The sequence below is a fragment of the Streptococcus sp. 27098_8_113 genome, from assembly GCF_041432545.1.
In the GTDB taxonomy this organism is placed as follows: Bacteria; Bacillota; Bacilli; order Lactobacillales; family Streptococcaceae; genus Streptococcus.
The window spans coordinates 226,622-242,192 of the sequence record NZ_JAPVZU010000002.1 but is presented as its reverse complement, the minus strand read 5'-3'; the positions used below and the strand labels follow the sequence as shown (position 1 = coordinate 242,192).

Annotated in this window: 12 protein-coding genes; all 12 read right to left on the bottom strand. The window is 42.4% G+C overall.

Annotated elements, in window-relative coordinates; translation table 11 throughout:
• A partial coding sequence (locus O3644_RS02575; RefSeq protein WP_371594982.1) for a DUF1430 domain-containing protein occupies positions 1-1,930 on the bottom strand: 1,930 nt, incomplete at its 3' end.
• Positions 1,931-2,089: 159 nt separating this feature from the next.
• Positions 2,090-3,079, bottom strand: coding sequence for a lipoate--protein ligase (locus O3644_RS02570; RefSeq protein WP_061453648.1), 990 nt, complete (start codon positions 3,077-3,079; stop codon positions 2,090-2,092).
• Between the two features lie 59 nt (positions 3,080-3,138).
• Positions 3,139-4,842 (bottom strand): dihydrolipoyl dehydrogenase, encoded by a 1,704-nt coding sequence (gene lpdA, locus O3644_RS02565; protein ID WP_371594981.1) that lies wholly within the window; start codon positions 4,840-4,842, stop codon positions 3,139-3,141.
• Between the two features lie 44 nt (positions 4,843-4,886).
• Entirely contained in the window at positions 4,887-5,930 is a 1,044-nt protein-coding gene (locus O3644_RS02560; RefSeq protein ID WP_371594980.1) for a dihydrolipoamide acetyltransferase, read from the bottom strand.
• A 337-nt stretch (positions 5,931-6,267) separates the two neighbouring features.
• Complete coding sequence (locus tag O3644_RS02555) at positions 6,268-7,260, bottom strand: alpha-ketoacid dehydrogenase subunit beta (RefSeq protein ID WP_371594979.1); 993 nt, start codon at positions 7,258-7,260, stop codon at positions 6,268-6,270.
• Between the two features lie 18 nt (positions 7,261-7,278).
• On the bottom strand, positions 7,279-8,247 hold the full coding sequence (locus tag O3644_RS02550) for a thiamine pyrophosphate-dependent dehydrogenase E1 component subunit alpha (protein ID WP_371594978.1): 969 nt from the start codon (positions 8,245-8,247) through the stop codon (positions 7,279-7,281).
• Positions 8,248-8,545: 298 nt separating this feature from the next.
• A complete protein-coding gene (locus O3644_RS02545; RefSeq protein WP_371594977.1) occupies positions 8,546-9,712 on the bottom strand; it encodes an acetyl-CoA carboxylase biotin carboxylase subunit family protein in 1,167 nt (388 codons plus the stop codon).
• A gap of 27 nt (positions 9,713-9,739) precedes the next feature.
• A complete protein-coding gene (locus tag O3644_RS02540) occupies positions 9,740-10,480 on the bottom strand; it encodes an esterase family protein (protein WP_371594976.1) in 741 nt (246 codons plus the stop codon).
• A 26-nt stretch (positions 10,481-10,506) separates the two neighbouring features.
• Positions 10,507-11,331, bottom strand: a complete 825-nt coding sequence (locus tag O3644_RS02535; protein WP_148877074.1) for an alpha/beta hydrolase — start codon at positions 11,329-11,331, stop codon at positions 10,507-10,509.
• A 115-nt stretch (positions 11,332-11,446) separates the two neighbouring features.
• Positions 11,447-12,781, bottom strand: coding sequence for a methylenetetrahydrofolate--tRNA-(uracil(54)-C(5))-methyltransferase (FADH(2)-oxidizing) TrmFO (gene trmFO, locus O3644_RS02530; protein WP_371594975.1), 1,335 nt, complete (start codon positions 12,779-12,781; stop codon positions 11,447-11,449).
• Positions 12,782-12,874: 93 nt separating this feature from the next.
• On the bottom strand, positions 12,875-13,369 hold the full coding sequence (locus O3644_RS02525) for a phosphoribosylanthranilate isomerase (RefSeq protein WP_371594974.1): 495 nt from the start codon (positions 13,367-13,369) through the stop codon (positions 12,875-12,877).
• Positions 13,370-13,410: 41 nt separating this feature from the next.
• Positions 13,411-15,504 (bottom strand): type I DNA topoisomerase, encoded by a 2,094-nt coding sequence (gene topA / locus O3644_RS02520; RefSeq protein ID WP_371594973.1) that lies wholly within the window; start codon positions 15,502-15,504, stop codon positions 13,411-13,413.
• Between the last annotated feature and the right edge of the window lie 67 nt (positions 15,505-15,571).

The following is a 15,571-nucleotide window of genomic DNA, read 5'->3' as shown; positions in this document are numbered from 1 at the left end:
CAAATAATAAGAGCGTGACGAGAGCGATCCACCATTCCTGTGTGAGAAAGAAAATCAGTACACTACCTAATAGCAGCATGACAATCTCTGATATGAACATGCTTTGGTGAATTTTCAAAAAGTCCATACCCGCAATCTTCTTCAGGAATATCGGTCTTCTAAACTCTTCAAAATAGAGGAAATTCATGGTGTTAAAGAGTAGAATGGAGGTCGCCATTCCGAAGATACCTCCAGCAATGGCCATGAGGTTCTCTAATTGAATGGATTGCATCATCTGCTGATAGACAGCCGCTGCGTAGTCGTATTGACTCACGTTTTTTTCAAGCCCATTCTCAGTTACTAGCTTCTTGCTTTTTTCAAGTCCATCAAAATACAGATAAGAATTGAGTTGAGAGAAATAAGGATTGCCGTAGCCACCAAAGCTTTTAGGTCGAACAACAACCAAAATCGGATCGGTCAAGAATTGCTGATAATTCATAGGTGTATTGTTATAAATAAAGCGTTTTTGGTTGTTAGGAAGATAGGTCACCCGTGCTTTCATGGGTAACTGGCTCTTTCCTTGTTCATCTCTAGGAGTCAGATAATCTTCATAGCGTTTTTTCAACTCCTCTTCTTGACCCTTCAACTTTTCAGGGAGCAAAACTCCAAATTCTCCAGCTTGCAAGTGATTCAAGCGCTCTTTTTCCTCAGGGGAAACTGAGATCCGTTGGATATCAAGGTAATTTGGAGTGACATACAGGGTATTGGCAAGAGGATCGTAATCTGTGATCGAAAGATTTCTCCCTGTTCTAGGATCGTTCATGAGGCCTTTTGAATTAAAAGATACGAGCTGATGATAGACCAAGAGACCGCCTTTTTCGATGCCAGACTCGATGAGCTTAGACCATTTTGCTCTGTTCTCAATTTGCGTCTCTTTGTTTGTATTCTGTGAAAAATCCTCCCGATTTACACCAATTTGAACCCAATTCGTCTCTTTAGACCAAGCCACTTTCCCCTCTTGGTAAGTCTGCCAGACAGAACCATAGATACTGACTCGATGGATAGCAAGGCCAATGAGAGCAACAGCGAGAAATTGACAGGTAAAGAGAAAAACTAAAATCCTTTTTACTGGAATTTTCCCTTTTAAAAGGCTAACCAAGTGCACCGTCTGGATGCTGAAGGCAAAAAGAAAGGACAGGAGAGCAGATACGATGAGCAAGAGCGTATTATAAATGATACTACTCGAGATGATGAAGAAATAGGCAAAGGGGGTTAATTGTAAACAATAAATCAGAATGGCTCCTAGAGCACTAGCTCCAATACATCCTAAAAACAGCTCTCTGCTATCTTCCATGAGAGAACGTCCAAAGAGTTGGTACCGTCTCATCCCTGCAATATAACGAATCCCTGCACTCCTCAATTCAAGTGTTTTTTGAATAATGGCCAATGCACTAAAGCTAAGAATAAAAATAACCAAGGCTAAGGATTGGGAACCGGAACCAAAAAATGCCATAAAATTCTGCAAGGAATTAGGCTTATTCATGAAAGTATTTGAGAAACCAAGTTCGTGTAGTTTTTGATCCAGCTTTTCAAGTGGTAACTTCCCTGATAGGATATAGTAATTGGTAAGTAAGCTTTTCTTAGAAGCGAGTTCTTTCTCTACTTTTTTGATCCCCTTTGGAGGCTCTCCCTCTCCGTAGAGATCATAGGAAAACTTGACCTGACCTTGCGAATCTGTTTGTTGAATCTGGCGAGCGATTACACTATTGCTTTCCCTTGCTAACTGATCTAAATTGGCTGAAAGCTCCTCATAGGTGACAGTTCTTTCTTGTTTAAGAACTCCTACTACAGGGAGGCTTCGGTGGATGAGCGTATTTGGTGAAATAAAGGCAATCCAAAGAAGAAAGCTGGTGACAAAAAGATTAGAAAAGATAATAAAGACTCGTTTCATAAGATCACACTTTCTAAGGGGAGGTTGAAGACAGATACTTCAAGCTTTTCAAACGACTTTATCCATATATATAATACCATAAAAGTAATATATTAGAAACTATTTATAGGTAAAACTGAGTCCAAAAAAGAGATCCGCAAAAGCGAATCTCTTATGATTTTATCCCACCACTGCTTCAGCGATTTCTTCACGGCTAATACCAGCAAAGTAGCGTGTAATGTCAATTGTTTCCAGTGCTTTGAGGACATCTTCACGTTCATATTTTACTCCACGAAGGACATCTTCTACAGCTGCAACGTCCTCAATACCAAAGAAGTCACCATAGATTTTGATATCTTGGATTTTTGATTCAATGACATTGGCAAAAACTTCAACCTTACCGCTAGTGAATTTTGTTCCTCGACGGACGTTAAATTCAGGTGATTTACCGTAGTTCCAGTCCCAAGTTCCGAACTTGGTATCCTTGATACGATTGATTTCCGCCAATTCTTCTTCTGAAAAGACGTATTCAGTCATCTCAGGGTATTCTTTTTTCATGTATTCCAATAGCAAGTCACGGAATTCTTCAACTGTGATTTTTTCTGGCAATTCATCGATAATATTGGTTACACGGGCACGGACGGATTTTACACCTTTTGATTCAAATTTATCTTTTGAAACCTTGAGGGCATTTGCTAGGACTGACAAATCAACGTCAAAGAGCAAGCAACCGTGGTGCATGATACGCCCATTGATATAGGCTTGGGCATTTCCACAGAATTTCTTGCCATCAATCTCAAGGTCGTTACGGCCTGTGAATTCAGCCTTTACACCAAGTTGAGCCAAGGTATTGATAACGGGAGTTGAGAAGCTCTTGAAGTCAAAGGCCTTGTTTTCATCTTCTTTTGAGATGATCGTGTAGTTGAGGTTATTTAAATCGTGGTAAACGGCTCCCCCACCACTGATACGGCGAACAACCTCAATCCCATTTTCTCGAACATAATCACGGTTGATTTCTTCAATAGTATTCTGGTGACGCCCGACAATGATAGATGGTTTATTGATCCAAAGCAGAAAGATTTGATCCTCATCCAAAAGGTGTTTAAAGGCATATTCTTCCAAGGCGATATTAAAGGCAGTGTCGTTTGAATGATTGATAATATATTTCATGATATCCCTTTATACGATAGAGACTGGAAAATACCTTTCCAGTCTGAACTATCTTCGATTTATTTTTTCTTAGGTGAATGGATGGCCATTCCTAGAACATCCGCAAATGCTTCGTACATCACTTCAGAGTAGGTTGGGTGTCCGTGGATGGTCTTCAGCATTTCTTCAACAGTGATTTCCATTTCGATAATGCTTGATGCCTCGTTGATCAATTCTGCGGCTGAAGGACCAATGATGTGCACACCAAGGATTTCTCCATATTTCTTATCAGCGATGACTTTTACGAAACCTTGAGCAGCATCAGATGCAATGGCACGACCGTTAGCTGCAAAGTTGAATTTACCAATGGCTACATCGTATTTCTCACGGGCTTGTTCTTCTGTCAAACCTACTGCTGCTACTTCAGGAAGAGTGTAGATGGCTGCAGGAGTCAAGTTCAATTTAGCAACAGCATGGTTTCCTTTGAGGGCATTTTCAGCAGCAACTTCACCCATGCGGAAGGCTGCGTGGGCTAACATCTTGGTACCATTGATGTCACCTGGTGCGTAGATACCTGGAACGGAAGTTTCCATGTACTCGTTTACCTTGATACGTCCACGATCCAATTCAAACTCAACATCGCCAATTCCTTCAAGATCTGGAACACGACCGATTGAAAGAAGAGCTTTGCTTGCGATGATATCGTCTTTTCCTTCAACCTTGATACGAAGTTGACCATCTTCTTCGATGATTTCTTGGAGTTTAGTGTCAGTTAAGATGGTCATACCTTTGCGTTCCAAAATCAAGCGAAGATTCTTAGATACTTCAGCATCCATAGCTGGAACGATACGATCCATCATTTCGATAACGGTTACTTTTGAACCAAATGTCATGAAGGCTTGACCAAGTTCGATACCGACAACCCCACCACCGATGATAACAAGGCTTTCTGGTACTTCGTTCATTTCCAGAATATCATCGCTGGTCATCACAAGTGGAGATTCCATACCAGGAACGTTGATCTTGCTGACTTTTGAACCACCAGCAAGGATGATTTTCTTAGTTTCAAGCAATTCTGAGCCATTAACCAAGACATTCTTGTCTTTAGTGATTGTACCAATTCCCTTATGAACAGTAACTCCGTAGCTACGAAGGAGACCAGCAACACCACCTACCAAGGTGTTGACAACTTTAGATTTAGTTTCTAAAAGTTTGTCCATATCAACAGTGAAGTTTGGATTTTCAATGACGATACCACGGTTTGCTGCGTGACCGATGTTTTCGATGATTTCAGCGTTGTGAAGGTAGGTCTTGGTTGGGATACATCCACGGTTCAAGCAGGTTCCACCGAGTTCTGATTTCTCAACAAGGGCAACCTTACCACCGAGTTGGGCTGCTTTAATGGCTGCCACATAACCAGCAGGACCACCACCAATCACAACGATATCAAAGGCATCATCACTCTTACCGTCGTCGTTTGAGGCACTAGCTGCAGGTGCAGGTTTTGATTCTGGCGCAGCTGCTCCAGCTGTTGGGATATTTTCCCCTTCTTCACCAAGGTAACCGATGACTTCCGTTACAGGAACAGTTTCACCATCTCCTTTGAGGATGGCAATCAAGTATCCATCTTCTTCGGCTTCCAATTCCATGCTGACTTTGTCAGTCATGATTTCCAAAAGGATTTCTCCTTCTTTTACAAATTCTCCGACTTTCTTATTCCATTGGACGATTTGTCCTTCTGTCATATCCACGCCGGCTTTTGGCATAATTACTTCTAAGGCCATGTCTTACTTCCTTTATCTAAAACTCTAAAATAATAATAGCTGACTTAAACCAACATTGAGATTGGGTTCTCAATCAAGGCTTTCAAGTCTTTCATAAACTTAGCACCAGCCATCCCATCTACGACACGGTGGTCAATTGTTAAACCAAGACTCATGATTGGGCGAATCACAATCTCACCATTGACGACAACAGGTTTTTCAACTGTTGAACTTACACCAAGAATAGCTGAGTTTGGTTGGTTAATAATAGGACCAAAGGACTGAACACCAAACATTCCCAAGTTACTGATTGTGAATGTTGAATTTTGCAGTTCACTTGGAGCCAATTTGCCATCCAAGGTACGACCAATGACATCCTTGAAGGCTACAACCAACTCAGATAAGCTCATCTTCTCAGCATTATAAACAACAGGTGTCATTAGACCATTATCCATACCAACTGCCATTGCAAGGTTGACATAGTTGTGAGTGATAATGGTCTTGCCGTCTTCGGTCAATGAAGCGTTGATATAAGGGTGTTTCATCAGTGTCTTAACAACCGCAAGAGAAAGCAAGTCAGTAACCGTAATTTTCTTACCAGTTGCTTCCATGATTGGATCAAGGACCTTCTTACGAAGCGCCAGCATTTCTGACATATCCACATCGTAGTTGAGCGTGAAGGTCGGCGCAGTTAAGTAGGATTCAACCATACGTTGGGCAATAACCTTACGCATTGGCGTCATCGGGATACGCTCAATCTCACCATAAGGAGTGATATTGTCTGGAACTTCTTCCACTTTTTCGATCTGAGCAGGAGACTTGATGGTGTCGTTTTCGATATTTTCAGGAAGGAAGGCCAAAACATCCTTCTTCATAATCTTACCACGATGACCTGTTCCTTGGATTTCCTGCCAAGCAATATTATGTTCGAGGGCAATTCGTTTTGCAAGTGGCGAAATGCGAACCACATTTGTGTCTTTATAAGTTTCCACGTCTTTTTTGTGGACACGACCGTTTGCACCTGAGCCAGAAACGTCGTAGAGGTTGATCCCTAGATCATCCGCTAACTTTCTAGCCGCAGGAGTCGCTCTTAGCTTGTCATCAGCCATGACCTCTCCAATTCTATACTAAGATATTAAGGACGAAGAGGGCAAGGAAAAAATAGGAGATTGACGATGTGTTCGATGAACACAAGGAAATCTATCTTTTTTTCGCAGACCTCCGTCCGAATTCAATTACATGATACAAAGGGTGTTAAAAGCGACTGAAAAATAGGAAATCGACGCTGGCTTTGATGAAACCAAGGTAAATTATCTTTTTTCTGAGCTCTTAGCCCACACTAAATATAAATATTAAAAGTACTTATTAGGACCTCTACACAAGATTAGATTACATAAAATAATCTATGTAATCCAATCCATGAGAAAGCCTTTTCTTTATTATACCTTATTCTTTATGATATGTCTTCCGAATAGCGTCTTTGATGCTTTCAACTGTTGGAATCATTGCATTTTCAAGGTTTTGTGCATAAGGCATTGGCACATCTTCTCCGGCACAACGGCGGACTGGTGCATCTAGATAATCAAAAGCTTCTGATTCAGAAATAATCGCTGAAATCTCTCCGATATAACCACTTGTTTTGTGGGCATCGTTGACGAGAACAACCTTACCAGTCTTTTTAACAGAGTTGATGATAATTTCTTTATCAAGTGGCACCAATGTACGTGGGTCAACGACTTCTACAGAGATACCTTCTTCTGCCAATTCTACAGCCGCCTGCATGACACGGCGCAGCATTTTTCCGTAGGTAACAACTGTTACATCAGTACCTTCTTTTTTGATTTCGCCAACGCCAAGCGGAATAACATACTCAGGATCGACTGGCACTTCCCCTTTTTGGTTAAATTCAGACTTATATTCCAAGATAATAACTGGGTTATTGTCTCGGATAGAAGCTTTGAGGAGGCCTTTCATATCAGCTGGAGTACCTGGTGCTACTACCTTCAATCCTGGAATGTGGGTAAACCAAGATTCCAAAGACTGAGAGTGCTGAGCTGCAGAGCCAACTCCATTACCAGCCGCACAACGAATGGTCATTGGAACTTGCCCTTTACCGCCAAACATATAGCGAGTTTTAGCCGCTTGGTTGACGATATTATCCATGGCAATCACAGCGAAGTCCATGAAGGTCATATCGACGATTGGACGAAGGCCAGTCATGGCTGCTCCTGCTGCTGCTCCAGAAATAGCTGCTTCTGAAATCGGACAGTCACGTACACGCTCAGGTCCAAACTCTTCCAGCATACCAACGGATGTTCCGAAATCTCCACCAAAGACCCCGACATCCTCTCCCATCAAGAGTACATTTTCATCGCGACGCATTTCCTCAGACATAGCGAGGATAATTGTATCACGAAAAGACATAGTTTTAGTTTCCATTTTGATTTTCTCCTCTCTTTAGTCTGCGTAAATATCTTCAAAGGCAGATTCAAGCGGCGGGAATGGGCTCTCTTCTGCGAACTTGACAGATGCTTCTACTGCTTCTTTGACTTCAGCTTGGATAGCTTCCAGCTCTTCCTCGCTTGCAATCTTGTTTTCCAGCAAGTATTTACGAAGATTTTCGATTGGATCTTTCTTCTTCCATTCGTCTACTTCTTCACGAGTACGGTATTTACCAGGGTCAGAAGATGAATGTCCCAACCAACGGTAGGTCACACTCTCGATCAGAACTGGTCCCTTACCACTGCGAACATGCTCGACAGCCTTTTGGAAGCCTTCATAGACATCGAGAACATTATTGCCATCTTCGATGAACATACCTGGAATGCCATAGGCTGCACTACGTTGATGAATATGGTCAACATTGGTCATTTTCTTAATGTCAGCAGAAATACCATAGCCGTTATTGATACAGTAGAAAATAACTGGCAGATTCCAGATGGAAGCCATGTTGACTGCTTCATGGAAAACACCTTCGTTTGTAGCACCGTCACCAAAGAAGCAGACAACAATCTTGCCCGTCTTCTGCATTTGCTGAGTAAGAGCCGCACCAACAGCGATTCCCATACCGCCACCTACGATACCATTGGCACCAAGGTTTCCAGCATCCAGATCGGCAATATGCATAGAGCCGCCTTTTCCTTTACAAGTACCATTATACTTACCAAGGATTTCAGCCATCATGCCATTCAGGTCAATGCCTTTGGCAATGGCTTGACCGTGTCCACGGTGATTAGAAGTGATTAAATCATCCGGATTCAAAGCTAACATTGCACCAACGTTTGCTGCTTCCTCACCAACTGAAAAGTGAGTCATGCCTGGAACTTTTCCTTTTTTTACAAGTTGCGCAATTTTCAAGTCCATGCGACGGATTTCTTCCATCTTACGGAACATCTCTAATAAGAGAGATTTATCTAAAGTTGACATTTCTTTGCCTTTCTAAAACGCCGTTCAATCGTGAATTAAGACAATCGTTGGTAGCTAACCAAGTCGTACTGGGCTTTCATGAATATCCCACGCGCTCGAATTGTCCTATAATTCCGAATGATACAGGGTATAAGCATTATTTATTTCCCTTCTATTCTAACCAATGTTGAAAGCACTGTCAAAAGTTTTGCTCAGATTTTTTCACAAAGAAAAAATCAGCATATCGCGTGGATACGCTGATTGATGAAACAAAAATAACAATTTCACAAACTATTATTCCTAGATTTTTTGAATGCTTCTATTCTGCTTTCTTTCCAAAGTCAGCAATCATTTCTTCCATCTGCTCCCGACTTGGAGTGGTCAGCATGTAGAGATAGTCTCCTTGCAACTCTGCAAAGGCCGCTGGCATGTCTTTTTTGACTTTAAAATTATCCCGATATTTCTCTAGCAAATCCGCCTCTGAATAAGCATAATGTGAGCTTGCGCGACGAGACGTTGCCAAGCAGAATAATGGCTCTACGTCTGACTCAGGAAAAGGCTCACCCGCCACAATATTTGCGTATCCACGATAGAGATCAATCGAATGAGCAAAATTATAAACATCGATCGTGAAACCACCTGCTGGACGATTATTGTATTCGATAGCTATGTAATCATCGTCTTTGCGGAAAAATTCGATATGGAAAAAGCGCTCTTTCATGCCAAATGCTTGGACGATGGCTTCTCCATAAGCACGAAGTTTTGGATCCATCTCCTTGAGTACATAGTAAGAATTATCCATTTTATAAAGCATGAGGTCAAGCGGTGTGTAGGCGTAGTCAAAAGTGGTTGAAAAGACAATATTTCCTTCGGAATCAATCAGGCCATCAAACGTACAGATCTCGCTAGAAGTCACAAATTTTTCAAAGAAATAGACAGTCTCCTGATCCCATTCTTCTTTAAAATGCTCGACATCCGCAGCTGTCTCAATCTTAAACGTGGCTGCTGCTCCCACTCCATTATCTGGCTTAGCAATCAGAGGAAGGCCGATTTTTTTGACAGCCTGATCCACATCCGATAGTTTTCTGACAACCTGACCTGGAACGACTGGCACACCAGCTTTCTGGAAGAGTTTCTTCATTTCAGACTTGAATTTGGTCTTTTTCAGGTCATTCGGTTTGGCTCCAAAAACGTTAAATTGTTCCCGCAACTGGGCATCTTGCTCCAGCCAGTATTCATTGTGTGACTCAATGCGGTCAATCGGTCCATGTTTGTAGAAAAGGAAGGCTACCGCTCGTTTAACTTCGTCCAGATTTTCCAAATTGTCAACACGGAAATACTCTGTCAAAGCGTTCTGAAGACCTGGGCCCAACTGCTCATAGGGCTCTTGTCCGATACCAAGCACTGTAATGCCCTTGTTAGCCAGCTCAATCGTAAACTGCTGGAAATTTTCTGGATAATAAGGTGAAATAACAATATAATTCATAGTAAGACTTCCTTTCTACTTAACATTTTAGAGATTTAACTGGCTCAAGAAATAAGGCATCTGCTTGCGCCACCAAATCCAATCATGAGACACATCGTGACCCCATTCAGCAAACCAAGCTGGAATATTTTTGTGCTCGCAGGCTTCTTTCAGTGTGTAGAATGAAGGCAGGCCATCCTGCTCCCAGTCGCCCAAACCGGTACAAACGATAATATCAGCTTGTCGATAGCGGTCAATAAACCAACCATCATTTTGATTCCAGATATAGTCAGCTGGTGAGTTTTGATAAATGGCTTCGTCGTTCAAATTGTCACCGACAAAGAAACGTGCATCATAGACACCACTGAGGGCGATTACTTTATTGAAAACATCTGGATGTTGGAGGAAGAAATTGACTGCATGATAAGCGCCCATAGAGCAGCCTGTCGTCATCATTGGATCAAACCAGCCTGTCTTGTGTTTGATAAAAGGAATCGCCTCTTCAATAACATAACGCTCATAAGCACGGTGCATCTCAGCACGGTTATGAGGATGTTTCCAGTCCGCCAGCCAGCTTTCGCTATCTACGCTGCTCAAGGTGAAAAATTGTACCTTCCCTGTCTCGATGAACCAAGAGCAGGCCTCAATCATGCCGAAGTCAGCATATTCATTGTGAGAACCGCCTGACGAGGCAAATACTACCACTGGAATACCAGCATGACCGTAACGATTGACATACATTTCACGGTTCAGATGACCGCTCCAATGACTTAAAAATTCTACATGCATTTGTTTTCTCCTTTTAGCTTCTTTTTCTACCACTTTTCACTGATAAAACGGAAACAGTCAGGTAGATTTTCCGCCCAATCCACTTCATTGTGAATCGCTCCAGACTGGATTTTGATGTGCAGATTGTCCAGCTCCACACCAGCAGCAATCAGCTGGCGGTAATAACTGAGCGAAGAATCAATATAGGCTTGTTTGATATTGCCTGCCATGAGGGTCTTATCTGTATCATCAGCCTCCTCCGTGCCAACATAGATGAAAACTCGCTGGTCTGGATGCAACTTCTGACGCTCTATGTAGCGGTCAAAAGCCTCCTGATGGAGCCAGTTAGCCGATGAAAAAACACCTAGACAGCCGACCTGATCCTGATATTCAATGCCGATAAATTGGGTAATATTGCCTCCCAATGAAGAACCAATCATAGCTGTATGCTGGCGGTCAGGCTTAGTCCGATAGTTTTCGTCAATAAAAGGTTTGACGACATCCATGACAAACTCTGCGTACTCTGTTCCCTTGCCGCCAAACTGGACACCAGGAATATTGGACTCCTGAAACTTCCAAGCGGAATACTCATCCATCCGTCGTGGTCCATCATTGTCAATAGCCACGACTATCATTTTTTCAATATCAGGATTACGTTTGATTGTCGGAATCACTTTCCAAGAATGCCCACTGAAAGACTCCTTGCTATAGAGGACATTTTGTCCATCATGAAAATAGACGACAGGATAGGTCTTTTTAGTATCTTGTTCATAATTTTTAGGGAGCAGCACTCGAACGCGCCGTTTTTGTTTGGTGTAAGGAACCACCAACTCATGAGTTTTCATATCAAGATAGAAATAGGATTTATTCATTTTCAGAAAACTTTCTATTTTCAAAATTTTTATTTATTATATCACAAATTAAGCAAAAAAGTTAGGAATTTCCTAACTTTTTAATGATTTTTATTAGATAATGATAGAAAATAGATTATTCATCCAAATAAGGCTGTAAATCCTGCAAGGCACGCTCAGCAATCTTCTCATAACGCTCTTTTTTATCACGAATCCGAGGGCCATCTAGCTCTTTGATAATACCGAAATTGACATTCATCGGTTGGAAGTGCTTGCTATCAGCATGAGTGATATAATGCGGCAGACTGCCGATTGCTGTTGTTTCTGGAAAAACAAGTGCTTCTTCTCCATTGAAGAGTCGAGCGGCATTGATACCAGCAACCAGCCCAGAAGCTGCTGATTCAACATAGCCTTCGACCCCCGTCATTTGACCTGCAAAGAAAAGATTGGGTTGTTTCTTAGAGCGGAAAGTCTGTTCCAGCAGATTTGGAGAGTCCATATAAGAGTTTCGATGCATAACACCATAGCGGACAAATTCTGCATTCTCAAGACCAGGAATCATCTGAAAGACCCGCTTTTGCTCGCCCCATTTGAGATGAGTCTGGAAGCCGACAATGTTGTAGAGACTGCCTGCTGCATTGTCCTGACGAAGCTGCACCACAGCATATGGCGTCTTAAATTCTCCGTCGCGAGGACCTTGATAGTCATCTGGGTATTCCAAGCCAACCGGCTTCATCGGACCATAAAGCATGGTTTTAATGCCTCGCTTGGCCATAACTTCAATAGGCATACAGCCTTCAAAGTATTTTTCTTTTTCAAAGGAATTAAGCGGTGCTTCCTCCGCATTGACCAAAGCTTCATGGAAATCCATAAATTCTTGCTTGGTCATCGGCGCGTTGAGATAGGCCGCTTCGCCTTTGTCATAACGAGATTTGAGATAAACCTTGGTCATATCAATGGTATTGACATCGATGATTGGCGCTGCTGCGTCGTAGAAATAAAAACCGTCGCCTCCATTGAGCGCGTGGATTTTTTCGGCCAAAGTATCGCTAGTCAGCGGTCCTGTCGCAATGACTGTGATGGCATCCTCTGGAATTTCGGTGATTTCCTCGCGCATGACTTCAATCAGTGGATGATTGGATACTAGCTCAGTAACCATCTGCGAAAACCCTTCTCTATCAACCGCTAGAGCACCACCAGCCGGCACCCGAGTCGCCTCTGCTGACTTTAAAATAACCGAGTCCAGCCGTCGCATTTCTTCCTTGAGGAGGCCAACTGCATTGGTCAGCGCATCTCCTCTTAGAGAGTTAGAGCAGACCAATTCTGCAAAGTCCGCAGTTTTATGTTGAGGCGTTGATTTGACACCTCGCATTTCATAAAGTTTAACTGGAATTCCACGCTTGGCAATCTGGTAAGCTGCTTCGCTGCCAGCAAGACCAGCACCGATAACATTGATATAGGATGATGACATGATACTCTCCCTTGGATATTTCTAGATTTTCACTCTGACCATTATAACAAAAAGAAAGTAAAAAAGACAGACAGGAGGATTCCTGAAAGTCTCTCATTCTATCATTTTTTCCAAATAAGCAATCTTAGCAAAATCTTTACAATTGTTATTATCATTTCGGTAAGAATCTTGGGAAGAGGCACGGTAGATTGCTAAAAATTGCTCCGCAGTCGGCAGTAAAAACTCAATACCTTCAATTTCTTTTCGAGACAGCTCCGCTATTGACACACCTGAAAAGGACTCCAAGGTTTCCATGACCCCGAATTCAATAGACAAGCCTTCTTTTTGAAATTCGTGCTCGTGCAGATCGACTAAACGATAACCTAGACGCCCCATCATGGGCTCGATCTTGTCCATATCGTAAATACGACCTTCATCTAGCGCTTCCCAGCCACGTTCATCACCGTGAACGTGAATGTCGATATCACGCGCTTGCCAGTCCTGACCAGTAACCTGTTCCAGCCCCAAGGAGCCCATCAGCAATGGAATAATTCCTATCTTGTTCAGTTGAGACGCGATTTTAAGAAACTCTGCAAATTTATCTGTCATAGCCTGTTCCTTATTTTTTTAAATAGATTGAACAATACAACTTATTTCACTTTTTCTTCTTGATAGTCGCCATTACTGCAGACTACTTGCTTGCCGCCACCACGGACTTTCTTTTCAACTAGATAATGGTCACATTTTGGACAGTTACGCCCAACAGGCTTGTCCCAAGATGTGAAATCACAGTCTGGATAATGATCACAGCCATAAAAAATGCGATTTCGCTTAGTCTTACGCTCGATAACTTGCCCTTTCTGACACTGTGGGCAGGTCACGCCAATTTCCTTGACAATGGCCTGAGTGTGACGACAGTCTGGGAAATTGCTGCAGGCATAGAACTTGCCAAATCTTCCCAACTTGATGACCATGGGACTGCCACAGACCTCACAATCAAAGCCAGCCGGTTCATCCTTGATTTGGATTTTTTCCATTTCAGACTCAGCTTTAGCTACTTCCTTTTCAAAAGGCTTGTAAAACTCATCAATAACCTTCTGCCACTGTTCTTTTCCAACTTCTACATCATCCAGTTTTGCTTCCATTTCGGCTGTAAATTTCACATTTACGATGCCTGGGAAGAATTCGACAATCAATGAATTGACAATCTCACCTAATTCCGTCGGCTCAAAGCGCTTGGAAACCAGTTTAACATAGTAGCGTTTCTGAATGGTTTCAATAGTCGGTGCATAGGTAGACGGACGACCAACGCCATTTTCTTCCAAAGTTTTGATGAGAGTCGCTTCAGAATAACGAGCTGGCGGCTGCGTAAAGTGTTGTTCTGGATTGGTATTGACACGTTTGACGGTATCACCTTTTTCCATGTCCGGCAGCATTTTATTCTTGTCAGAGTCATTATAGATAGCCAGATAGCCATCAAACTTGACCTGACTGCCGTTAGCTGTAAATTGGACACCGTTTTGCTCTAATTTGACATTCATGGTGTCAAAGACCGCTGCTGTCATTTGGCTGGCTACAAAACGGTTCCAAATCAGCGTATAGAGCTTGAGCTGATCCTTGTCCAGATACTTTGCGATGCTTTCTGGTGTATTGAAGACGCTGGAAGGGCGAATGGCCTCATGGGCATCTTGGGCACCCGAAGCATTTTTCACCTTACTGCCATGTTTAGAATATTTAGCACCAAATTTATCCGTAATAAAGCTAGCCGCTTCATTCTGCGCTACTGGGCTGATCCGAGTCGAGTCGGTACGCATATACGTAATCAGACCTTGCACGCCAGAGCCGATATTAATACCTTCATAAAGCTGCTGAGCTACCATCATGGTCTTACGAGTCCTGAAATTAATCTTATTAGCGGCATCCTGCTGCATAGAGGAAGTCGTGTAGGGCAGCGGAGCATTGCGTCGACGCTCTTTCTTTTCAACACTGTCGACTGTAAAGTCATCTCCCTTAAGATGAGACAAGACTTCTTTGACATCCTCGTTGTTGGTCAGCTTCATCTTCTTACCATTCATGCCATAGAAGCTTGCCTGGAACTGACGAGTCCCTTTCTTGAAGGTTCCATCAATTGTCCAGTATTCTTCTGGTTTGAAGGCGTTGATTTCATTTTCACGGTCGATAATCAGCTTGAGAGCAACGGACTGCACCCGACCAGCTGATAGGCCTTTTTTGACTTTCTTCCAAAGAATAGGAGAAATAGAATAACCAACCAAGCGGTCCAGAACCCGACGAGCTTGCTGGGCATTTACCAAATCCATATCAATCTGACGCGGCTCTTTAAAAGCGTTCTTGACTGCATCTTTGGTGATTTCATTAAAGACGACGCGGTTTTTCTCTTTCTCATCCAGATTAAGAATGTGGGCCAAATGCCAAGAAATAGCTTCTCCTTCACGGTCCGGGTCACTTGCAAGAAAGACTTGCTTAGCTTTCTTAGCTTCTTTTTTCAAGTCATTAATCAACGGACCTTTACCACGAATATTAATATATTGCGGCTCGTAGTTGTTCTCAAAATCAATGGACATAGTGGACTTTTTCAGGTCACGAATATGCCCGACACTGGCCAGAACCTTATAATTTCTTCCCAGATATTTTTCTATTGTTTTTGCCTTGGCAGGCGACTCTACGATGACAAGATTTTTCTTGGTCGTAGACTTTTTCTTTGTTTTTGTTACCAAATTAGACACCTTCTATAAGAAATAAATCTCATAGAGTGTAAACTATTTTTTGATAGATGTCAACTCACAACATTCT